Here is a 22,386-nt window from a genome sequence, read left to right as displayed (position 1 = left end):
CAGCGAACGGGCCGACCCACCGTGAGGTGGGCCGGCCCGTCCGGGACGTGCTGGGGTCCTGCGTCAGTTGGCAGCGTCCTCGGACGAGGCCGGAGCCGCGCCCTCGGCGGAGTCGCCACGGTCCGAGCGCTCGCCACCGCGACGACGGCGGTTGCGGCTGCGACCACCATCGCGACGGTCGCCGCGCTCCTCGCCGGAGTCGTTCGAGTCGTTCGAGTCGGTGGACTCGGGCGCCTCGTCGGAGCCGGCAGCGTCGTCCGCGGCGGGAGCGGCGTCGCCACCCTCGCCCTCGGGCAGGACGGCGGCCAGCGACAGCTTGCCGCGCGGGTCGACCTCCTTGAGCTCGACCTGGACCTTCTGGCCGACGGCGAGGACGTCGTCGACGTTGTCGATCCGCTTGCCACCGACGAGCTTGCGCACCTCGGAGATGTGCAGCAGGCCGTCCTTGCCGGGCAGCAGGGAGATGAACGCACCGAACGTCGTGGTCTTGACCACGGTGCCCAGGAAGCGCTCGCCGACCTCCGGCATCTGCGGGTTGGCGATGGCGTTGACCATCGCGCGCGCCGCCTCGGCCGACGGACCGTCGGTCGCGCCGATGTAGACGGTGCCGTCGTCCTCGATGGAGATCTGGGCGCCGGTCTCGTCCTGGATCTGGTTGATCATCTTGCCCTTCGGCCCGATGACCTCGCCGATCTTGTCGACGGGGACCTGCACCGCGATGACGCGAGGAGCGAAGGGGCTCATCTCGTCCGGCACGTCGATGGCCTCGTTCATGACGTCGAGGATGTGCAGACGCGCGTCGCGGGCCTGGGTCAGCGCGCCGGCCAGGACCGACGCGGGGATGCCGTCGAGCTTGGTGTCGAGCTGGATGGCCGTGACGAACTCGCGGGTACCGGCGACCTTGAAGTCCATGTCACCGAACGCGTCCTCGGCACCGAGGATGTCGGTCAGCGCGGCGTACTGCGTCTGGCCGTCGACCTCGTCGGACACCAGGCCCATGGCGATGCCGGCGACCGGCGCGCGCAGCGGCACACCGGCGTTGAGCATCGACAGGGTGGAGGCGCAGACCGAGCCCATGGACGTCGACCCGTTGGAGCCGAGGGCCTCGGACACCTGGCGGATCGCGTAGGGGAACTCCTCACGCGTCGGCAGGACGGGCATGAGCGCCCGCTCCGCCAGTGCGCCGTGGCCGATCTCGCGGCGCTTCGGCGAACCCACCCGACCGGTCTCACCGGTGGAGTAGGGCGGGAAGTTGTAGTTGTGCATGTAACGCTTGCGCGTCACCGGCGACAACGTGTCGAGCTGCTGCTCCATGCGGAGCATGTTCAGCGTGGTGACACCCATGATCTGGGTCTCGCCGCGCTCGAACAGGGCCGAGCCGTGGACGCGGGGCAGGACCTCGACCTCGGCGCCCAGGGCGCGGATGTCAGCGAGGCCACGGCCGTCGATGCGGACCTTGTCGCGCAGGATGCGCTGACGGATCAGCTTCTTCTGCACCGACTTGTAGGCCGCGGAGATCTCCTTGTCGCGACCCTCGAACTGCTGGCCCTCACCGGCGAGGGAAGCCTTGACGGCGTCCTTGATCTCGTCGATGCGCTCCTCGCGCTCCTGCTTGCCGGCGATGGTGAGCGCCTGCGTCAGGTCGGACGCGGTGGCAGCCTCGACGGCGGCATACGCGTCGTCCTCGTAGTCGAGGAAGATCGGGAACTCCTGGACGGGCTTGGCGGCCTTGCTCGCCAGCTCGGCCTGGGCCTCGCACAGGGCCTTGATGAACTTCTTGGAGGCCTCGAGGCCCTCGGCGACGACCTCTTCGGTCGGAGCCTGCTTGCCCTCGTTCTTGACCAGGTCCCAGGTCTGCTCGGTGGACTCGGCCTCGACCATCATGATCGCGACGTCGTCACCGGCGACACGGCCGGCGACGACCATGTCGAACGTGGAGCGCTCGATGTCGGAGAAGTTCGGGAAGGCGACCCACTGGCCGTCGATCAGGGAGACGCGGACGCCACCGATCGGACCGGAGAAGGGCAGACCCGAGATCTGCGTGGAGGCGCTGGCCGCGTTGATGGCGAGCACGTCGTACTGGTGGTCGGGGTTGAGCGCGAGCACCGAGATGACGACCTGGACCTCGTTGCGCAGACCCTTGGTGAAGGTCGGGCGCAGCGGGCGGTCGATCAGGCGGCAGGTGAGGATCGCGTCGGTGGAGGGGCGGCCCTCACGACGGAAGAACGAACCGGGGATCTTGCCCGCGGCATACATCCGCTCCTCGACGTCGACCGTCAGGGGGAAGAAGTCGAATCCCTCGCGCGGGTGCTTCCCGGCGGTGGTGGTGGAGAGGAGCATCGTGTCCTCGTCCAGGTAGGCGGCGACGGCGCCGCCGGCCTGCTTGGCCAGGCGTCCGGTCTCGAACCGGACCGTACGGGTGCCGAACGAGCCGTTGTCGATGGTGGCTTCGGCGAACTGGATCTCTGGACCCTCCATTGGGCCCTCCTTCTTTGTGTCTCTGCATCCGCGTGCATCGTCGTTGTGCACGGGTGTTCTTCTGTTCGTACTGGTGGTGCGGTCGTGCTGGATGGTGCGGGTGTCCGGCAGCAGTGCCGGGCCCCATGCGACAGGGACGGCCCTCGTGGAGGACCGTCCCTGTCGGATGTTCAGCGGCGCAGACCGAGCTTCTTGATCAGCGAGCGGTAACGCTCGACGTCGACGCTCTCCAGGTAGCGCAGGAGCCGGCGGCGCTGGCCGACCAGCAGCAGCAGCCCACGGCGGCTGTGGTGGTCGTGCTTGTGCTGGCGCGAGTGCTCCGTCAGGTCGAGGATGCGCTGCGTGAGCAGGGCGATCTGGACCTCGGGGGAACCGGTGTCGCCCTCGTGCGTGGCGTGCTCGGACATGATCTTCTGCTTGACGTCGGTGCTCAACGGCATGGGTCGACACTGCTCCTTCGTGGAATCGTTGCGCGGTGCCTCAGGGCTGGTTCACCTGGGCTCTCTGGATCCGCGGCCGGTCTACGGCAGTGCCAAGGCTACCAGCGGGCGCAGGAGCACCCTAATCGCCGTGGCCCTCCCCCTCCTGAGCACGATCCGTGCTCGCGGCTCGCTCCTCCCGCAGCGCCTTGAGCCTTCTCGCTCCGGCGGTCCGCAGACTGCGCTGTCGGGCGGCGAGCTCGAGCTGTGTCGGGTGGTCGAGCCGGTCAGGCCCCGTGGTGTCGACCTCGTGCGACCCTCTCAGGTGGTACCAAGCCTTGGGTGGCCGGCGGTCGTAGCGCGGCGCCCTCAGCGCCTCGCGTGGCAGCCGGTCCGGTGGTTGGACCTCGAGGTGCGCGGGGAAGCGCCGTCCCGCGTTGTCACGCACCGCGTCGGCGGAAAACGGCTCGACGACCCGGCCCGACGCGTCGACCACTGCCAGCCTTAGGCCCGCAATGGCGAGTATGGCGTCGAGCAAGTGCGCCGGCACCTTTCGAGCCCCCGCTTCGTAGCCTCCCAGCGTGGACTGTGCCACGCCCACGTGGTCCGCCATCTCCCGCTGGCTGAGCTGTGCCACGCGCCTGGCTCGCACCAGGTACCCCGCCGAGTCGAACTGATCCACTTCGCTACCCCCATCCCCTGGCCCGATCCCCGACGTCGGCACGCCTCTGGGCTGCCCGAACACAATCGTCCCGGGCAGGTCCGACAGGACAGCGAGCGACGTAGCCAAGTGGAACCGCACGACAAGGCGCGGGGTTCCCCTCGGGCGGCCGGGTTCCCCCTCCGGCTGCCGGATGTCGCCCTATGGCGGCCGGGTTCCCCTCTCGGCGTATAGCTCTGGCTCGCACTACGTCACTGAACGCATCGCGCGTTCAGTGACGTAGTGCCAGCAATACTTCCGTCTCAGCCGGATGGCCCCCGACCTCCACGGCATCGTGACGAGTGGCGTAACGAGCAGTACTCGTGGCGAGTGGCGGTGGCCCAGTCAGGGAGCGGGCGCGGAAGTGGCAGCCGACGTCGGCCACTCGTCCTCGAGGAGGGCGTAGATGGCGAGGTCGGTCCAGCGCTCCTTGAACCAGGACCCCTTGACGAACACCGCTTCGCGGCGCATGCCGAGGCGCTCGCAGACGCGGGCCGACGCGGTGTTCTCGGGCTCGAGCTCGGCCCAGACGCGATGCACCCCCACCTCGCGGAAGGCGACGTCGGTGATCGCCCGGGCAGCCTCGGTCGCGTAGCCGTTGCCGGCGACGTCGGGGGCGAACACCCAGCCGATCTCGGCCTGCTTGCCGTCCGCACCGTCCGGCCCGGCGAGCAGGAGCAGGACGTCACCGATGACCCGTCCGTCGAGCTCGACGGCGAGCGTGAGGTTCGGGTGTTGCTCGTCGATCCTGCCCGCGGTCGCGCGCTCGGACACGAGGTCCTCGACCTGCTCGCGCGTCTTGGGCTCGCCGGGGATGTACCGCACCACCGACGCCACCGACCGGTAGGCGAAGACGTCGTCCTCGTCCCCCGGTCGGAAGCTGCGCAGCACGAGCCGGTCGGTCGTGATCGGCAGGCTCACCCGCGCCATACGAAGGTCTCCGTCAGAGGTTGATCATGTGGCCGGCGATGCCCTCGACGGCCTCCTTGACGGCCTCGGACAGCGTCGGGTGGGCGAACACGTTGCGGGCGACCTCGTCCGCGGTGAGGTCCCACTTCTGGGCCAGGGTCAGCACGGGCAGGAGCTCGGTGACGTCGGGGCCGATGAGGTGGGCACCGATGATCTCGTTGTGCGTCGCGTCGGCCACGATCTTGACGAACCCGACGGCGTCGCCGAGACCCATCGCCTTGCCGTTGGCGGAGAACGGGAACTTGGCGACCTTGACGTCGAACCCCTTCTCCTTGGCCTGCGCCTCGGTGTAGCCGAACGACGCGATCTGCGGGTGGCAGTAGGTCGCTCGCGGGATGAAGTCGTACTCGACGGGCATGGTCTCGGCGCCGGCGAGGTGCTCGGCGGCGACGACGCCCTGGGCCTCCGCCACGTGGGCGAGCATGAGCTTGGCCGTGCAGTCGCCGATCGCGTAGACGTTCTCGACGTTGGTGCGGCAGTACTCGTCGATCTCGACGGCGCCACGCTCGGTGAGCTTCACACCGGCGGCCTCGAGGCCGTAGCCCTCGGTGCGCGGGGCGAACCCGATGGCCGAGAGCAGCTTGTCGGCCTCGAGCACCTGCTGGTCGCCGCCCTTGGCGGGCGAGACCGTGACGCGCACACCGGAGCCGGTGTCCTCGACGGACTCGACCTTGGTGCCGAGCATGACCTTCACGCCGAGCTTCTTGTAGTGCTTGGCGAGCTCCTTGGAGACCTCTTCGTCCTCGGTCGGGACCATGCGGTCGAGGAACTCGACGACGGTCACGTCGACCCCGAAGTTCTTCATCACGTAGGCGAACTCGACACCGATGGCACCGGACCCGGCGATGATGATGGAGCCGGGGAGGTTCTCGTCGAGGATCTGCTCCTCGTAGGTGACGACGTTCTCGCTGACCTCGACGCCCGGCAGCATCCGGGTGACGGCACCGGCGGCGATGATGAGCTTGTCAAAGGTGAGCTGTCGGGTGGAGCCGTCGTTGAGGGCGACATCCATCGACGACGCCGAGGTGAGGGTGCCCCAGCCGTCGACCTCCTCGATCTTGTTCTTCTTCATGAGGAAGTGGACGCCCTTGACGATGCCGGCCGACACCTTGCGCGAGCGGGCGTGGGTGACGCCGTACTTCATGGTGGCGTCGCCCTCGATGCCGAAGAGCTCCTTGTCGTGCTGGAGCGTGTGCGCGAGCTCGGCGTTCTTGATCAGGGCCTTGGACGGGATGCAGCCGACGTTGAGGCAGACACCGCCCCAGTACTTCTTCTCGACGACCGCCACCTTCTTGCCGAGCTGGGACGCGCGGATCGCCGCGACGTACCCACCGGGACCAGCACCGAGCACCACCACATCGAAGTCAGCCATGGCGGCAGCCTACTGAGTGCGGCCGCGGTCCCCCACCGGTGGTCAGCGCAGGGTGCGCAGGACGTCGTGGATCCGGCGACCGGCGGGGGCCGCGGTCGAGCCCCCGGTGCCGCCCTGGGACACGACGACGGCGACTGCGTACCTCGGCTCGTCGGCCGGTGCGTAGGAGACGAACCACGCCGTGTCCTGCTTGCCGAACACCTCCCCCGTCCCGGTCTTTCCCGCCACCGGCCACTGGTCGCGCGGGAACCCCCGGAACGCGGCAACCGCCGTCCCCTGGTCCACCACCCCCACGAGCGAGTCCTGGAGGAAGGGCAACGTCCCCGCAGGGAAGGTGACCCGTCCCGCGACCTTCGGCGCGATGGGCTGCAGGGTCCCACCCGGCGCCCGGAATCCCTTGGCCACCTGCGGAGTCCACAACGTCCCGCCGTTGGCGATGGCCGCATACACCCGCGCCATCTGCAGCGGGGTGACGGAGGTGTCGCCCTGGCCGATCGCGAAGTTCGCGGCGTCACCGGCACGGAACTGGAAGCCGGTGCGACAGTTCTCCACCGCCAGGGACTTGAGGTATGCCGCGCGGCTGGGGTCCGTGGCGGCGACCTCGGGGTAGCCGGTCCGGGCGCGGGCGCAGGTGTCGGCCCGCGTTGCCTCCCACGTGGCCTGCTTCGTCGCGCGGTCGGGGATCCGCCCGGGCTGCTCCCCCGGCAGGTCGATGCCGGTGGCGGCTCCGAGGCCGAACTCCTTGGACATCGCGACGAAGGGATCGGCGGCATCGGTCTTCGCCTCGAGGCCGCCCTGCGCGAGCCACGAGCGGTAGGCGAAGTCGTAGAAGATCGTGTCGCAGCTGACGACCATCGCGTACCGAAGGTCGATGGGGCCGTAGGCGCGGGACTCGTAGTTCGCGAACTTGCGGTTGCCGATCGTGTAGCTCGACCCGCACTCGTAGGTGCCGCGGAGGTCGTTGCCCGCCTCGACGGCGGCCGGGAGGCTGACGACCTTGAAGGTCGAGGCCGGTGGGTACGCGCCGGCCGTCACCCGCGACACCAGGGGCGTCCCGGCGGCTGCGCTGGTCAGGGAGGCGAGGTCCTTGCTCGAGATGCCACCGGTCCACACGGCGGGGTCGTAGGTCGGGTAGCTCGCTGCCGCGACGACGGCTCCGTTGGTCACGTCGAGGACGACGGCGGCACCGGAGTCGGCGGCGTACCCGCGGCTGCGCGCCGACGTCGCTGCGGACTGCAGGGCCGACTCGGCGGCAGCCTGGACGCGGGCGTCGAGGTTGGTGACGAGGTCCCGGCCCGGCACCGGCGCGGTGCTCGACACCTCACCGTTGACCACGCCGCGCGGGTCGAGGGACACGACGTCGACACCGGGCACCCCGCGCAGCTGCGCGTCGTACTGCTGCTCCAGCCCCGCCCGGCCGACGAGGTCCAGCCCGGACAGCCGTCCCTTCGACCCGGTGACGTCCTGCTCCGAGGCCCGACCGAGGTAGCCGAGGACGTGGGCCGCGTTGACGTCGGACTGCGGGTAGTCGCGGACGGGTTGGGCGGTGACGGTGACACCGGGGTAGGTGTCCGGGTGCTCCAGCAGTCCCAGCGCGCGGGTCGGGTCGGCCCCGGAGAGCAGGGGCACGGGCACGTACGGCGACCCGGCCCAGCAGACCGGTTGCGGTGGGGCGCCGGGGGCACCGCACAGCTGCGTGCGGCCCCACAGCTCGTCGAACGGGACGCCCAACGCGGACGCCAGCCGCTGCACGAGGGCCCGACCGCCGTCGTCGGCGTCGGCGAGCACCCCTCGTTCCACGGACACCGCGGTCTGCGTCGAGTTGTCGGCCAGCGGACGGCCGGTGCGGTCGAGGATGCGCCCCCGGACCGCCGGCTCGGTCACCGTGCGGGTGTTGAGGGTGGCGGCTGCGCGCTCGTACTCCGCGTGCTCACCGATCTGCACCTGCCCGAGGCGCCCGAGCAGCGCGCCGACCAGGCTCAGCGCCACCAGCCCGAACACCCAGACCCGGGCGGGCGAGGGCCGCGGCGACCGACCCGACGACCCAGCCGGCGTCGCACGACGCGGCGCGCGGACCGGTGCGGCCCAGCGGCGTCGGGCCGCACCGCGACGCTGTCGCAGCCCCGCCCCGAACCGGCTCACGACCGGGCTCGCAGGTGCTGCTCGACCCGCACCAGCACGGGGACGACGAGGGCGCACAGCGCCGCCGTGAGGACCAGCCGGACGGCGGAGTCGGCCACGGACACGACCGCCCCCGACAGCACCCCGACGAGGAGTCCTGCGACGCCGAGCAGCACCGAGGCGAGGACACCCACGGCGGCGACCCACGGCCACGAGGCCAGCCCCTCGCGGCGACCGGCCCCGGCGAGGAGGCCGCACGCGGCATACGTCAGGGCACCGGTGCCGAGAACCACCGCACCGGGCGGGACGAGGTCGACGAGCCACCCCGCGGCGAGGCCGACGAGCGAGCCGCGGACCGGGCCGCCGACGAGCGCCCCCGCCACGACCAGCGGCAGGACGAGGTCGGGCAGGAGCATGGGCGTGCGGGCCGCGACGGACACGGCCAGGACGGCGACGGTCGCGAGCGCGAGCGCGCGAGCGACACGGACGCGACCCGCGCCGGAGGTCAGGGGCGCTGCCGCACTCATCCGGCGCTCCCGGTGGCGGGTGTCCGGGGAGTGTTCCGCGTCGGGCTGACGAGCACCCCGACGACGTCAAGGGTGGTGACGTCGACGGCGGGGGCGACCCCGGCGGTCGGGACGAGGGCGGCCGGGTCGGCGTCCACCGCCGTGACCGTGCCCACCCGCAGGCCGGGCAGGTATGGCGTCCCGTCGAGGCTCCCGAGCGTGGTCACCACGTCGCCGCGTGACAGGCGACCGCGCTGCACGGGCGTCAGGGTCAGGTCGCCGGGGGCCTGCCTGCGCGGGCCGGTCGCCCCGCTGCCCACCGAGCCGAGGACCCCCGACCCGACGCGGACGGAGACCGTCAGGTCGGCGGCACCGACGAGGAGGACGTCAGCCGTCCAGGGCGCCACGGCGACCACGCGCCCGACGAGTCCGTCGGCGTTGACCACGGCGAGGTCGACGCGCAGGCCGTCTTTCGACCCGGCGTCGATGGTGACGCGCTCGGGGCCACCGGCCCCGCTACGGCCGACCCCCACCACCCGGGCGGGGACGAACGCGCGGCCGGTCGTCTCGGGGGCCTTGAGCAGCCGCTGGAACGCCGCCGCCTCCGCCGCCCGGGCAGCAGTGGTGTCGGCGTCGGTCGCCGCTCGGGTCCCGCGCACGCCGGGGTCGTCCCGGGAGGCTGCCGGCCGCAACCACCCCTCGACCGGGCCGAACACCGTCCCGGCCGCGGTCCGGACCGCCCCGGTGCCGGGGGCCCCGGCGAGGTCGGCCACCAGCACCAGCAGGGTCAGCACCACCGACGACACCAGGAGGCGCCGGGAGCGGTCGCTGTGCGGTGGACGGCCGGGCGAGCGTGGCGGCGACAGCGGACGGGGTCGGGGCATGGGTCAGAAGCGGCGGGTGTCGACCAGGACGCGCTCGAGCGTCCCGAACTCCTCGATGCAGCGGCCCGAACCGCGCACCACGGCGCGCAACGGGTCGTTCGCCACGCTCACCGGGACCCCGAGCTCGTGGCGCAGCCGCACGTCGAGCCCGGGCAGCAGCGCGCCGCCACCGGTCAGGGTGATGCCGCGGTCGAGGACGTCGCCGGCGAGCTCTGGCGGGCAGACGTCGAGGGTGGCGCGCACGAGCTCGACGATCTGGAGCAGGGGGCCCTCGATGGCACGGCGCACCTCGGGGCTGGAGATGGTGACCGTCTTGGGCAGGCCGGTGACGAGGTCGCGGCCGCGGACGCGCGTGCTCGTCTCCTCCCGCAGCGGGAACGCCGAACCGGCGGCGATCTTGATGTCCTCGGCGCTGCGCTCCCCCAGCAGCAACGAGTACTCGCTCTTCACGTGGGCGATGATCGCCTCGTCGAGCTCGTCGCCGCCGACCCGCAGCGAGCGCGACGTCACGATGCCACCGAGGCTGATGACGGCGACGTCGGTGGTGCCGCCGCCGATGTCGACGACCATCGAGGCGGCGGTGTCGTTGACGGGCAGGTCGGCGCCGATCGCGGCGGCCATCGGCTCCTCGATGACGTAGACCCGGCGGGCCCCGGCACGCACGGCGGCGTCCTCGAGGGCGCGGCGCTCGACGCCGGTCACCTCGCTCGGGACGCAGACCACCATGCGGGGACGGAACAGCCGCGACGGGCGGACCTGGTCGACGAAGTAGCGCAGCATCCGCTCGGTCACCTCGGCGTCGGAGATGACGCCGTCGGCCAGCGGACGCACCGCCTGGACGTGCCCGGGCGTACGGCCCAGCATCTCCTTGGCCCGCGTCCCCGCGGCCAGCAGGGTGTGCGTGCCGGCCTGGATGGCGACGACCGACGGCTCGTCGAGGACGACCCCGCGGCCGCGTTCGTAGACGAGGGTGTTGGCGGTCCCGAGGTCGATGGCGAGGTCCCTGCCCCAGCCCGTCCAGCCCCTCGACCAACCACCCGTCCCGCTCACGGTCGCGATGCTACGCGGGGTGCCCCGACCCACCTCGCTGCCGCGCCGGGTGCGCCGGACCGGGTATGGCGCGCGGCTCAGGCGACGAGCTGCGCCTCGACCGCGCGGGGCGCGGCAACCGGGGCCTTGAGGGTGGCCCGCAGCCGCCAGGCGCCGAAGACGGCGAGCAGGCTGATCGCCACGTGCAGCCCGATGAACAGGCTGCCCAGGCCGGCGCCGAGGATGACCCCGGCCACGAGCGGACCGACTGCGGAGAACCCGGTCTGCAGCGCCGTGAACATCCCCAGGGTGGTGCCGACCAGGCCCGACGGGGCGAGGCTGGCCGTGAGCGGGTTGAGCACGGGCGCGTACATCGTCTCGCCGACGGCGAAGATGCCGAAGGTCGTGACGAACAGGACGGCGGCCAGCTGCGGTGCGAGCGCCGAGGCGGCGAGCACGAGCCAGGACACGGTCCAGATCAGGCCGACCCCCATGAGCAGGGTCGCGCCGCTGCGGTTGGCCGTGAGGCGCACGACCAGCATCTGCAGGGCGATGATCACGACGCAGTTCACGGCTGCGGCGAGGCCGATGGTGGTCTCGTCGACGTGCAGGACGGTCAGGGCGTAGGCGGGCAGCCCGGACTCGAACTGGGCGTAGAACCCCAGGGCCAGGGTGACCGTGATCAGAGCCGTCCACCGCAGGGCCGGGATGGCCCAGATGGCACGCAGCGCCTCCCGGGGGCTGGCCTGGCGCACCGGCTCGTGCGCGGCGCCACCGACAGCCGCAGTACCCGAGCCCACACCCAGCTCGGCACCTGCGTCCACGCCCGGAGCGGCGCCCCAGCGCGCCATACCGGCGACCAGGAGGAGCGCGGCGGAGACGAGGAACCCGCCACCGGCGGTGGCGAAGGCCGGCCACATGCCGTCGGCACGGTCGAGGTCGACGACGTAGCCGGCGGCGAAGGCGCCCACGGCCATGCCCAGGGCCTGCCCGGTGAACTGCCACGCGAAGACCTTGCGGCGGTCGTGCCCGCCGACCCACTGCAGCACCAGGACCGACTGGGCGGGGTTCGCCGCGGTGATGCCGAGGCCGAAGACGAACATGCCGACGAGGAACGCGGTCGGGCTGTCCGCCCAGATCAGCGAGGCCGCACCGGCGGCGGCGATGACCTTGGCGCCCACGGCGACGAGCACCGGCGACACGCGGTCGGCGAGGCGACCACCCACGGGGGCGGCGAGCAGCGCGCCGACGGAGAACAGGCTCGAGGCCGCGGCGGCGAGCAGCGCGCCCCAGCCACGGGTGTCGGCGGCATAGGCGTACTGGTAGGGCAGGACGGTGCCCCAGCCGAGCATGGCGATGGCGGAGGCGAGGATCAGGAGTCGGGCGCGCATGGTGTCTTCAACAGTTCTTCGAGGTCTAATATTTCGATATCGAAATCTTAGCATCCGAAAGAGCCATGCCAGAATGACCCCATGGCAGCGAGGAAGAAGGCAGCGCGCAGCGTCCGCGAGCAGTACCAGGAGGCGGTGGCCAGCTACGTCGCGGCGGGCGGTGACGAATCGGTCCAGCGCGTCATCACGGCCGTGAACTCGCTCAGCCGCAAGCTCGACCAGTGGTACACCCGGCAGCTCGCCGACCTCGACCTCTCCCACGGAGAGTGGTCCGTCATCGCGGTCCTGGCAACGTCCGAGGGCCGGCCGGTCACCCCCTCGCAGCTCGCCGACGCGAGCAACGTCGCCGCCTCGTCGATGACCCACCGGCTCGACAAGATGACCGAGCGCGGCCTGGTCCGCCGCTCCCCCGACCCCGAGAACCGCACCCGCGTGCTCGTCGAGCTCACCACCCAGGGGTGGGAGCTCTTCGAGGCGGCGGTGCGCGAGGCGAACGTCGTGGAGTCCGACGTGCTCGCGGGGCTCAAACGCGAGGAGCGCGACCAGCTGGCCGCGCTCCTCGAGGTGGTGATCAGCGGCCTCGACGAGATCGAGACCGCGTAGGACGGTGTGGGGTCAGAGGTTCGGGAACCAGATCGCGATCTCGCGGGCGGCCGACTCCGGGGAGTCCGAGCCGTGCACGATGTTCTCCTGGACCTTCTTGCCCCAGTCGCGACCGAGGTCGCCACGGATCGTGCCGGGCAGCGCCGCGGTCGGGTCGGTGGCGCCGGCGAGGGCGCGGAAGCCTTCGATGCAGCGATTGCCCTCGATGACGATCGCCGTCACCGGGCCGCTGGACATGAACTCCACGAGCGGCTCGTAGAAGGGCTTGCCCTCGTGCTCGGCGTAGTGCTCGGCCAGCTGCTCACCGGTGGGGGTCGTCACCGCGAGCGCGGCGAGGGTGTAGCCCTTCGCCTCGATGCGGCGCAGGACCTCGCCGGAGAGGCCGCGGGCGAAACCGTCGGGCTTGACCAGGACCAGGGAACGTTCGATCTGCGTCGTCACGCCCGCCAGCCTACCCAGCCCGCGCGGGCACTAGCGTCGCGGTGTGCGAGCGACGAGCGGGACCACCAGGACGATCCCGTATGCCGCGTGGCTGGCCCAGCCGGCCTACCTCGCCGCCGAGGTCCTGCTCGCCCTGCTCGCCGGCGTCGGCTACTCCTTGTCCGACGACACGATCAGCGCGCTGGGCACGAGCTGCGACTCCCCTGACGCGACGGGGTGCTCGTCGGCTCCGTGGGCCATGAACGTCGCCTTCATCGGCTTCGGCATCCTCCAGGCGGTCGGCGCCATACCGCTCCTGCGCGGGGCGACCACACGGGAACGGGCCGTCGGCTGGCTCTGGGTGGTGGCGGGAGTCTTCTCCGTCGGGGTGGGCCTGGCACCGGTCGACACCCACCCGGTGCTGCACTCCCTCGTCGCGCTGCCGGTGTTCGTGGCGCAGCCGCTGGCCCTCCTGCTGCACGCCCGGTTGCTGACCCGTGGTCGGCTGCGGGTGGTCGGCACGGCGCTCGCCGTCGCTGCGATCGCCGGTGCGGCGGCGTTCGGGCTGCTGCTCGGGTCCGACACGTGGTCGGGAGCCGTCGAGCGGCTGGCCATCTGGCCGGCGAAGCTCTGGCTCCCCCTCGCGGCCGTCGCCCTGCACCGGGCGAGCACGCGCCGCTAGGCGGAGGCCGCCTCCTGCTGGCGGCGGGCCTGCTCCTGCTCGACGCGGTGACAGATCACCAGCGAGCCGACCCACAGCACCAGGAAGAGGACCCCGACGATCAGCATCGCCGGGACGACGAATGCCGCGGCGAAGGTGGCGGCCTGGATCAGCCATCCCAGCGTCACGCCCCAGGGGCGACGCATCACCCCGGCAGCGAGGAAGCACAGCACCGCCAGGCCCGTCCCGACCCACAGCCATCCGGACCCCTCGTCCCCCTCGGAGACGGCGATCCCCCGGGCCACGAGGGCGCCGAGGAACACCACGATCCCCTGGCCGGCCAGCACCGTCGCCAGCATCCGCCAGGTGAACTTGCCGAGGGTGCCGTACAGGACGATCCCCTTCACCGGCGGTTCCGCCCGTTGTCGCGGAACTTCGTCAGCAGCCAGAACGCCACGGCGACGACGGCCACCAGCAGGATCAGCTTGGTGATGGGGTGCATGGGACGAGCCTAAGCCGTCCTGTGCGGGCGTACTGTCGAGGCACGGAGCCACTCAGGCTTCCTAGCGCTGGGAGCACAGCCATGGCCGACAAGTCACCGAGACAGAACCTGGCCAAGAAGGCGAGCAAGTCCATCAAGGAGAAGCGCGCCGAGAAGCACGCGAAGGCCGACGCCAAGAACCACAGCGACGTGGGTTCCATCGGCAAGAAGTAGTCGCTCATCCCGGGTTCGGGGGCACAGTGGCGAGCCGAGCTCACGCTGCTGCCCCCGAACCCGGCGGTGCGGGGAGCGCTCAGACGTCGGTGGTGCCGACGAGCATGCGCACCTCGGCCGCGGTCGTCACCGAACCGGTGGCCACGACCCCACCGCTCATGCCGCCCTCGTCGGCGAGGCCGGCAGCGACGTCCAGCGCGTCAGGGAGGTCCTGGACCACGGTGACGCGGTCCTCCCCGAAGATGTCCACCGCGAGCTCCCCGAGGTCGTCGGGCCGCATCGCGCGTGGCGACGTGGTGCGCGACACGACCACGTGGTCGAGCACCGGCTCGAGCGCCTCGAGCATCTCGGTGGCGTCCTTGTCCTTGAGGATCGCGATGACGCCGACCACCTTGGCGAAGGTGAAGGAGTCCTCGAGCGCCTGGCGCAGCGCCAGCGCGCCGGCCGGGTTGTGCGCCGAGTCGACGATGACGGTGGGCGACCGGCGGACGATCTCCAACCGGCCCGGTGACGCCGCGCGGGCGAGACCTGCCCGCACCACGTCGGGTTCGAGCCGCTGCTCGCCGCCACCGACGAACGCCTCGACGGCGACGAGCGCCAGGGTCGCGTTGTGGGCCTGGTGGGCGCCGTGCAGCGGGAGGAAGAGGTCCTCGTAGTCGCCCCCGAGACCGCGGATCGAGATCTGCTGCCCGCCGACGGCCACCTCGCGCGTGAGGAGTCCGAAGTCGTTGCCCTCGAACGTCATCCGCGCACGGACCTCCTCACCGCGCTCGATGAGGACCTGCGCGACGTCCGGCTCCTGCGTGCCGATGACGGCGACCGCGTCAGCCTTGATGATCCCCGACTTCTCGGTGGCGATGTCGACGACGTCGTTGCCCAGGAAGTGCTGGTGGTCGAGCGAGATCGGCGTGACCACGGCGACCGAACCGTCGGCGACGTTCGTCGCGTCCCAGCTCCCGCCGAGCCCGACCTCCACGATGGCGACGTCCACCGGGGCGTCGGCGAACGCGGCATACGCGACCGCCACGAGCACCTCGAAGTAGGTCATCCGCGGGCCGCCCTCGGCCACCGACTTCACGTCCACCATCTCGATGAACGGGAGGACGTCGTCGTAGGCGGCCAGGAACTTCTCGCGGCTGATCGGCTCGCCGGCCAGCGCGATCCGCTCGCGGACGCTGTGCAGGTGCGGGGAGGTGAACCGGCCCGTGCGCAGCCCCATCTCGGTGAGCAGGGTGTCGATGATCCGCGTCGTCGACGTCTTGCCGTTGGTGCCGGTGAGGTGGATGACGGGGTAGCTGCGCTGCGGGTCGCCGAGCAGCTCCATGACCGCGGCGATCCGGTCGAGGCTGGGCTGGAGGTCGTGCTCGGGGGCTCGGGCGAGGATCGCCTCCTCCACCTCGCGCATCCGGCGCACGAGCTCGAGGTTGCGCGCGGCCTCGCGCTGGGCTGAGTCAGGAGCGGGCACGGGGGGTTCCTTCCTGGGCGTGGGGGCGGGCAGCTGGCGGTATGGCGCGTAGGGTCATGACAGCTTCATCACCTTGATGCGCACGGGCTCGCCGTCACCGACGGTGGCCTGCACGACGTCGGCGCGCTCGGGCAGGGCCTCGAGCTGCGGGGCGCTGCCGAACTGGGTGGCCAGCGTCTCCTCGACGATGAGCGCCTGATGGGCGACCGTCGCCTCCCAGACCGCCTGGCTGCCCGTGACGGTGAGCGAGATCCGGTCGCTGACCTCGAGACCGGCGTCACGCCGCGCCTGCTGGACCGCGCGGACGACGTCGCGGGCCAAGCCCTCGGCGGCGAGCTCGGGGGTGACCGCGGTGTCGAGGACGACGAACCCGCCGCCGGGCAGCATCGCGGTCGCCTGCGAACCACCCTGGGCACCCGAGTCGACGACCGTCTCGAGGGTGTACTCCCCCTCGACGAGGTCGAGCCCCCCCGAGGTGACCATGCCGTCCTCGGCGACCGACCAGTCGCCGGACTTGCTGCCCTTGATGGCGAGCTGGACGTCGCGCCCCAGGCGCGGGCCGGCCGCACGGGCGTTGACCGTGAGCCGCTGCGTGATGCCGAAGTCGGCCTGGCTGGCCTCGGAGATGTCACGCAGGGACACCGTGCGGACGTTGACCTCGTCCGCGACGATGGCGCCGAAGTCCTTGAGGGACAACGCGTCCGGCACCACGACGGTGAGGTCGTTCAGCGGCAGCCGATTGCGCAGGCCGCCGGCCTTGCGCAGCGACGACGCGACGGAGCAGACGTCGCGGGCACGATCCATGCCGGCGACGAGCGCGTCGTCCTGGGGCAGGTCGGTCGCCTCCGGCCAGTCGGCGAGGTGCACCGAGCGGCCGCCGGTCAGGCCGCGCCAGATCTCCTCGGTCGTCAGCGGCAGCAGTGGCGCGGCGACCCGGCAGACGACCTCGAGCGCGGTGTAGAGCGTGTCGAAGGCCTGCTCGGTCGCTCCCCCACCCTGCCCGGCGCCGGTGTCCCAGAACCGCTCGCGGGACCGACGGACGTACCAGTTGGTGAGCACGTCGAGGAAGCCGCGCGTGGTCTCGCAGGCGTTGGCCACCTCGTAGCGGTCGAGCTGGTCCTGCATCGTCTGGACGTACTGCCCGAGCTTGGCCAGCAGGTAGCGGTCGAGCGGATCGGTCGAGGACGTCGACCACTTCGCCTCGTAGCCCGCGCCCCCGTTGAAGGCGTTGGCGTACAACGAGAAGAAGTACCAGGTGTTCCACAGCGGGATGAGCACCTGGCGCACCCCGTCACGGATGCCCTGCTCGGTGACGACGAGGTTGCCGCCGCGCAGGATCGGGCTGCTCATGAGGAACCAGCGCATCGCGTCGGCCCCGTCGCGGTCGAAGACCTCGCGCACGTCGGGGTAGTTGCGCAGGGACTTGCTCATCTTCTGGCCGTCGGAGCCCAGGACGATGCCGTGGCTCACGCACGACGAGAACGCCGGCCGGTCGAACAGCGCCGTGGCCAGGACGTGCAGGGTGTAGAACCAGCCACGCGTCTGGCCGATGTACTCGACGATGAAGTCGCCTGGGAAGTGGTGCTCGAACCACTCCGCGTTCTCGAACGGGTAGTGCACCTGCGCGAACGACATCGAGCCCGAGTCGAACCACACGTCGAGGACGTCCTCGACCCGGCGCATCGTGGACTGGCCACTGGGGTCGTCGGGGTTCGGCCGGGTGAGGTCGTCGATGAAGGGCCGGTGCAGGTCCTTCACCTCGACACCGAAGTCGGCCTCGAGCTCGGCGAACGACCCGTAGACGTCCATGCGCGGGAACTCGGGGTTGTCGGACTTCCACACCGGGATCGGGCTGCCCCAGAAGCGGTTTCGCGAGATCGACCAGTCGCGGGCGTTCTCCAGCCACTTGCCGAACTGCCCGTGCTTGATGTGGTCCGGGGTCCAGTCGATCTGCTCGTTGAGCTCGAGCATGCGCGCCTTGATCTTGGTGACCTCGACGAACCAGCTCGAGACGGCCATGTAGATCAGCGGCTGGCGGCAGCGCCAGCAGTGCGGGTAGGAGTGGTCGTAGGTCTCGCGGCGCAGCAGGACCGTGCCCGGGGTGACGGCGCCGGTCGGCCCCTCGCCACGCGTGCGGTTCTTGAGGTGCTCGATGACCATCGGGTTGGCGTCGAAGACCTGGACGCCCTCGTAGTCGGTGACGGGGAAGGTGAAGCAGCCGTCGGGACCGACCGGGATGACCGGCTCGATGCCAGCCGCGTCGGTGACGATCTTGTCCTCCTCACCGAAGGCGCCGGCGGTGTGCACCAGCCCGGTGCCGTCCTCGGTGGTGACGAAGTCCGCTGGGAAGACGCGGTGCGCCTTGTCGTGGCCGAGGTAATAGTCGAACGGCGGTGTGAACGACCGGCCGACGAGGTCGCTGCCCTTGAGGCGCTCGACGACCCGGGAGGCGGGATCCTTCTCGTCCGCGCCGAAGAGGTCCTTCGCGTAGGCCGCGAGCCGGGCCTCGCCGATGACGTAGCGCTCCGTGGTCCCGGTGACGTCGGACTCCACGACGACGTAGTCGATGTCGGGGCCGACCATGATCCCGAGGTTCGCCGGCAGGGTCCACGGCGTCGTCGTCCAGACCAGGGCGAGCTCGCCGGTCTCGAGGCGCAGGCCGACGGTGACGGCCGGGTCCTGGCGGTTCTGGTAGACGTCGTCGTCCATGCGCAGCTCGTGGTTGGACAGCGGCGTCTGGTCGTTCCAGCAGTAGGGCAGCACGCGGAAGCCCTCGTAGACCAGGCCCTTGTCGTGCAGCTGCTTGAACGCCCAGATGACCGACTCCATGTAGTCGGGCTCGAGCGTCTTGTAGTCGTTGTCGAAGTCGACCCAGCGCGCCTGACGGGTGACGTACTCGCGCCAGTCGTCGGTGTACTTCAGCACCGACTCGCGGCACTTGGCGTTGAACGTCTCGATGCCGAGCTCGAGGATCTCGTCCTTGGTCTTGATGCCGAGCTGACTCATCGCCTCGAGCTCGGCGGGCAGGCCGTGGGTGTCCCAGCCGAACCGACGCTCGACCCGGCGCCCGCGCATCGTCTGGTAGCGCGGGATGAGGTCCTTGACGTAGCCGGTGAGCAGGTGGCCGTAGTGCGGCAGGCCGTTGGCGAAGGGCGGGCCGTCGTAGAAGACGAACTCGTTGTCGCCGTCCTGGCCGGCGGAGCGGTTCTCGACGGAGGCGATGAACGTGCCGTCCTCGTCCCAGTACTTGAGGATGCGCTCCTCGATCTGCGGGAAGCGGGGCGAGGCGGGCACCCACTGCGTCGTGCCGGTGGTGCTCACGGCGTCGTCGGGGGCTGCACTGGAGACCTTCGGGTAGGTCATGGTGGCGAGGTCCTTCGTCATCGTTCGTGCGTGTCGCACGAGGACGATGTCGCCGGGACGTCCCGGCCGCACCGCGGTACCACCTCGCTTGCCGCACGACGCGTGGGTGACCACGCGGCATACGACCGCTCTTGTGCCAGGCGATGACGGGCCCACCCGTCCGGGTCTAGTGGGGACCGTCCGCCGGGGCGGGTGGTCCTGTTCTTCCGGAGGCTCGCCGGTGATGGCCGGGTCGATGCCTGTGGGACCAGTCTAGCGGGGTGGGACGAGGGGCTCGTCCGGGTTTCCGGCGCCGCCGCGGCGCGGGTGTAGAGTCGGGCCGTCGCCCTCGGGTGACACCACGACGCGCCACAGGGGAAGCCGGTCCAAGTCCGGCGCTGACCCGCAACCGTAGGCCGCCCGCGAGGGTGGCGAGCCGGAATGCCTGGAACGCGAAGCGGCTCCAAATCCGTCGAGGTACGCGGGGTGGAGCCCGGACACCCACCAGGTCCGAGGCCACCCCCTGTTTGTCGTGAGAGCGACGAGCGGGGGTTCTGTCTTTTCCTGCGGGTGCACCGGTGCCACCGTCGCGACACCGCTCGCACTGAGAGGCACCATGTACCACTCCATCCGCAGCGCCCGTCCGGCTGCCGCGCTCGCCCTGGCGGTTGCCGCCACGCTCGTGACGCCGGGTCTTGCGTCCGCGAGCACCACCACCCCCACCGGTCCGGCCGGTACGACGACCAGCGCGTCGACCACCAGCCCGTCGACCGGTTCGGCCACCAGCTCCGCCCCGTCGGCCACCACGTCGTCGTCAGCGACGACGGGGGCGACTACCACCGCACCGGCCACGACCCCCTCGACGACGAGCCCGTCGTCCACGGCCCCCTCGACCACGAGCCCGTCGACCACCGCGCCGTCGACCGGCACGACCGGCTCGACCGCCACTGCACCGAGCCCCGCGACCACGACCAGCACCGGTGGGCTCGTCGCCGGGGGCGACGCCGCGCGGTACGGCCTCGCGGCCCCGTCGGCCCTGCCCGCCACCTCGACGGACCCAGCCCTCGTCGGCGCCGGCTTCCTCGAGCGTGAGCTCGCGGCGGGCGGCCACCACCTCTCGGTGAGCTTCGACGGTGTCGACTACCCCGACTACGGCGTCACCCTCGACGCGGTCCTCGCGCTCGACGCCGCCGGCGCCGGGCAGACCGAGGCCGCTGCTGCGACGAAGTACGTCGCCGACAACGTCGGGCAGTACATCGGCTTCGCCTTCGGTGACACCGAGTTCTACGCCGGCGCCGCCGCGAAGACGCTCCTCGTCGCCGTCGCCCAGGGCGTCGACCCGACCGCCTTCGGCGGGGTCGACCTCGTCTCCTCCCTGGAGGGGCTGGAGCAGCCGAACGGGCGCTTCAGCGACAAGACCGCCTACACCGACTACTCCAACCTCATCGGGCAGTCGCTCGCCGTGATGGCCCTGCGCCGCGCCGGCGAGACGGTCTCCCCGGCCGCGGTCGAGATCATCCGCGACAACCAGTGCACCGACGGCGGCTTCAGCCTGAGCTTCGACGCGAGCCCCTGCACCAGCGACCCCGACGTCACCGCCTTCGCGGTCCAGGCGCTCCTGGCCGCGGGTGGTGCCGGTGACTCCGACGCCGGGCAGGGCCTGGACTACCTCGCCGGCATCCAGGGCGCCGACGGCGGCGTCGGTGGCGCCGGTCCGACCGCGGCCCACAACGCCAACTCGACCGGCCTCGCCGGCCAGGCGTTCCTCGCCGGTGGCCGTTCGGCCCAGGCCCGCGCCGCCCAGGGCTACCTGCGCGCCCTCCAGTACGGCTGCACCTACCCCACCGCCTTCCGCGGTGGAATCGCCTACGACGCCACCGCGTTCACCGCGGCCGCGGTCAAGGGGGCGACGGTCCAGGACCAGGACCGCCGCGCGACCAGCCAGGCGCTGCTCGCCCTCGCCGGCACCCCGCTGTATGCCGTGTCCGGCACCGGTGCGGACGCCACGGCGCCCGACCTGACCTGCGCGGCGCCGACGACCTCGACGACCACGAGCCCCACCAGCACGACGTCGACCACCTCGACGGCCACCTCGATGTCGTCCTCCTCGACGACCTCGGGTCCGCTGGACACCGGTTCCGCGACCGCCGGGTCCGGAGGCACGGGCGCCGGGTCCGACGGGGCGAACGGCTCGGACGACCCCGCGTCGTCCACCCCGGGTTCGCTGGCCTTCACCGGTGCGGACGTCAGCGCCTTCGTCATCACCGGGCTCCTGCTGCTCCTCGCCGGCGCCGCCGCGCTGGTCCTGGCTCGTCGCAAGGGCGTCCACGCCTGATGCGCCACGTCGCCAGCCACGTCACCCGCAGCCCTGCGCGTCACGCCACCCGCCACCTCGGTCGGCTCGTGGCTGCCGCAGCCCTCGTCGCCGCCGGCGGCCTCGCCCTCCCGGGTGGGGCCGCCCAGGCGGCGGCCTGCTCCGGCACCACCGGGGTCACCGTCGTCATCGACTACGGGTCGTCCTCCACCACGTCGTGCGCGGCGGGCGACCCGTCGTCGGCCATGAGCGCGCTCAAGGCCGTCGCCACGGTCGTGTCGCCGCAGCGCTACCCGGGCACCGTCGTCTGCCGGATCAACGGCACGCCGGCAAGCGACCCGTGCATCCAGATGCCGCCGGCGAGCGCCTACTGGGCGTTCTTCCACGCACCCCGTGGCGGCTCCTGGACCTACAGCCAGTCGGGGGTCGCGAGCTACAACCCGGCGCCGGGCACGGTCATCGGGTTCGCGTTCGGTTCGGGCGGCAAGCCCGACACCGCTCCGCCGGCCGCAGCCAGCGCACCGAAGCCGAGCTCATCCTCCACCCCGAAGCCGAGCACCAGGCCGAGCGCATCGAGCACTCCGCGCGCGACCTCCTCCACGAAGCCCCGCGCGACGAGCACCCCCCGCAGCACCTCGGCGGGCACCTCGGCGAACGCCACGGCACCGTCCTCCGGGTCCGGCACCACCGCGAAGCCGTCGTCGGGCGCGACGACGTCCGGATCCCCCGCCACCACCAAGGCTGCGGGCAAGCCGGCTCCGTCGACCCCGCGCAGCACCGGGACCGCGACGGCGCCCGACAGCACCGCTTCCACCGCGACGTCCGGCACGGCGACCACGGGTGGCACCGAGCAGTCGGCACCCGACACCGCCGCGCAGGCCGCGACGACGCCGGACTCCGGTTCGCCCACCACCCTCGCCGCAGGGATCGGGCTCATCGGTGTCGTCGGTGCCTCGGCGGCATACCTCACCCACCGCCGCCGCACGCACGGCTGAGC

19 protein-coding genes are annotated in these 22,386 nt (G+C 71.6%); 5 read left to right on the top strand and 14 right to left on the bottom strand.

Features of this window, described 5'->3' with window-relative positions:
* Window positions 1-63 precede the first annotated feature (63 nt).
* The 10 genes from ABD286_RS15420 to ABD286_RS15375 all read right to left on the bottom strand — a co-directional run bounded on the left by ABD286_RS15420 (window position 64) and on the right by ABD286_RS15375 (window position 11,869).
* A complete protein-coding gene (locus ABD286_RS15420; protein ID WP_344195065.1) occupies window positions 64-2,478 on the bottom strand; it encodes a polyribonucleotide nucleotidyltransferase in 2,415 nt (804 codons plus the stop codon).
* 170 nt (window positions 2,479-2,648) lie between these two features.
* Window positions 2,649-2,918 (bottom strand): 30S ribosomal protein S15, encoded by a 270-nt coding sequence (gene rpsO / locus ABD286_RS15415; RefSeq protein ID WP_344195063.1) that lies wholly within the window; start codon window positions 2,916-2,918, stop codon window positions 2,649-2,651.
* Window positions 2,919-3,039: 121 nt separating this feature from the next.
* On the bottom strand, window positions 3,040-3,579 hold the full coding sequence (locus ABD286_RS15410; protein WP_344195061.1) for a helix-turn-helix domain-containing protein: 540 nt from the start codon (window positions 3,577-3,579) through the stop codon (window positions 3,040-3,042).
* 363 nt (window positions 3,580-3,942) lie between these two features.
* A complete protein-coding gene (locus ABD286_RS15405) occupies window positions 3,943-4,518 on the bottom strand; it encodes a GNAT family N-acetyltransferase (RefSeq protein WP_344195059.1) in 576 nt (191 codons plus the stop codon).
* A 22-nt stretch (window positions 4,519-4,540) separates the two neighbouring features.
* On the bottom strand, window positions 4,541-5,938 hold the full coding sequence (lpdA, locus tag ABD286_RS15400; protein ID WP_344195057.1) for a dihydrolipoyl dehydrogenase: 1,398 nt from the start codon (window positions 5,936-5,938) through the stop codon (window positions 4,541-4,543).
* Window positions 5,939-5,980: 42 nt separating this feature from the next.
* Window positions 5,981-8,080, bottom strand: a complete 2,100-nt coding sequence (gene mrdA, locus ABD286_RS15395; protein ID WP_344195055.1) for a penicillin-binding protein 2 — start codon at window positions 8,078-8,080, stop codon at window positions 5,981-5,983.
* Window positions 8,077-8,586 (bottom strand): rod shape-determining protein MreD, encoded by a 510-nt coding sequence (locus ABD286_RS15390; protein WP_344195053.1) that lies wholly within the window; start codon window positions 8,584-8,586, stop codon window positions 8,077-8,079. Before ABD286_RS15390 ends, mrdA begins: the two co-directional genes overlap by 4 nt.
* The gene (mreC, locus tag ABD286_RS15385; protein ID WP_344195051.1) at window positions 8,583-9,362 is read right to left on the bottom strand and encodes a rod shape-determining protein MreC; all 780 of its coding nucleotides are present in this window, start codon (window positions 9,360-9,362) and stop codon (window positions 8,583-8,585) included. The genes ABD286_RS15390 and mreC overlap by 4 nt, the downstream gene beginning before the upstream one ends.
* A gap of 90 nt (window positions 9,363-9,452) precedes the next feature.
* Window positions 9,453-10,499 carry a rod shape-determining protein gene (gene mreB, locus ABD286_RS15380; protein WP_344195049.1) on the bottom strand — a complete coding sequence of 349 codons (1,047 nt, stop codon included), beginning with the start codon at window positions 10,497-10,499 and terminating at the stop codon, window positions 9,453-9,455.
* 77 nt (window positions 10,500-10,576) lie between these two features.
* Entirely contained in the window at window positions 10,577-11,869 is a 1,293-nt protein-coding gene (locus tag ABD286_RS15375; RefSeq protein WP_344195047.1) for an MFS transporter, read from the bottom strand.
* 81 nt (window positions 11,870-11,950) lie between these two features.
* Here ABD286_RS15375 and ABD286_RS15370 point away from each other — a divergent pair, with 81 nt between their 5' ends.
* Window positions 11,951-12,472, top strand: coding sequence for a MarR family winged helix-turn-helix transcriptional regulator (locus ABD286_RS15370; protein WP_344195045.1), 522 nt, complete (start codon window positions 11,951-11,953; stop codon window positions 12,470-12,472).
* Window positions 12,473-12,484: 12 nt separating this feature from the next.
* Here the strand turns inward: ABD286_RS15370 and ndk are convergent, their stop codons facing one another.
* Window positions 12,485-12,913, bottom strand: a complete 429-nt coding sequence (gene ndk, locus ABD286_RS15365) for a nucleoside-diphosphate kinase (protein WP_344195043.1) — start codon at window positions 12,911-12,913, stop codon at window positions 12,485-12,487.
* A gap of 43 nt (window positions 12,914-12,956) precedes the next feature.
* Between ndk and ABD286_RS15360 the strand changes: the two genes are divergently transcribed.
* Window positions 12,957-13,574, top strand: coding sequence for a DUF998 domain-containing protein (locus ABD286_RS15360; RefSeq protein WP_344195041.1), 618 nt, complete (start codon window positions 12,957-12,959; stop codon window positions 13,572-13,574).
* Here the strand turns inward: ABD286_RS15360 and ABD286_RS15355 are convergent.
* The gene (locus ABD286_RS15355) at window positions 13,571-13,960 is read right to left on the bottom strand and encodes a DUF4233 domain-containing protein (protein WP_344195039.1); all 390 of its coding nucleotides are present in this window, start codon (window positions 13,958-13,960) and stop codon (window positions 13,571-13,573) included. The two genes, ABD286_RS15360 and ABD286_RS15355, sit on opposite strands and share 4 nt — an antisense overlap.
* 176 nt (window positions 13,961-14,136) lie before the next feature.
* On the opposite strand from ABD286_RS15355, the gene ABD286_RS15350 reads away from it, so the two are divergent.
* The gene (locus ABD286_RS15350; protein WP_344195037.1) at window positions 14,137-14,268 is read left to right on the top strand and encodes a hypothetical protein; all 132 of its coding nucleotides are present in this window, start codon (window positions 14,137-14,139) and stop codon (window positions 14,266-14,268) included.
* Window positions 14,269-14,347: 79 nt separating this feature from the next.
* Here the strand turns inward: ABD286_RS15350 and ABD286_RS15345 are convergent, their stop codons facing one another.
* Both ABD286_RS15345 and ileS read right to left on the bottom strand, forming a co-directional pair.
* On the bottom strand, window positions 14,348-15,673 hold the full coding sequence (locus ABD286_RS15345; protein WP_344195506.1) for a bifunctional folylpolyglutamate synthase/dihydrofolate synthase: 1,326 nt from the start codon (window positions 15,671-15,673) through the stop codon (window positions 14,348-14,350).
* A 114-nt stretch (window positions 15,674-15,787) separates the two neighbouring features.
* On the bottom strand, window positions 15,788-19,096 hold the full coding sequence (gene ileS / locus ABD286_RS15340) for an isoleucine--tRNA ligase (RefSeq protein ID WP_344195504.1): 3,309 nt from the start codon (window positions 19,094-19,096) through the stop codon (window positions 15,788-15,790).
* 595 nt (window positions 19,097-19,691) lie between these two features.
* Between ileS and ABD286_RS15335 the strand changes: the two genes are divergently transcribed.
* Window positions 19,692-21,410, top strand: a complete 1,719-nt coding sequence (locus tag ABD286_RS15335; RefSeq protein WP_344195035.1) for a hypothetical protein — start codon at window positions 19,692-19,694, stop codon at window positions 21,408-21,410.
* Window positions 21,410-22,384 (top strand): hypothetical protein, encoded by a 975-nt coding sequence (locus ABD286_RS15330; RefSeq protein ID WP_344195033.1) that lies wholly within the window; start codon window positions 21,410-21,412, stop codon window positions 22,382-22,384. Before ABD286_RS15335 ends, ABD286_RS15330 begins: the two co-directional genes overlap by 1 nt.
* The last annotated feature ends 2 nt before the right edge of the window (window positions 22,385-22,386 follow it).

This window comes from Pedococcus aerophilus (assembly GCF_039532215.1).
GTDB lineage: Bacteria > Actinomycetota > Actinomycetes > Actinomycetales > Dermatophilaceae > Pedococcus > Pedococcus aerophilus.
This window is presented reverse-complemented; position numbering and strand designations above follow the sequence as displayed.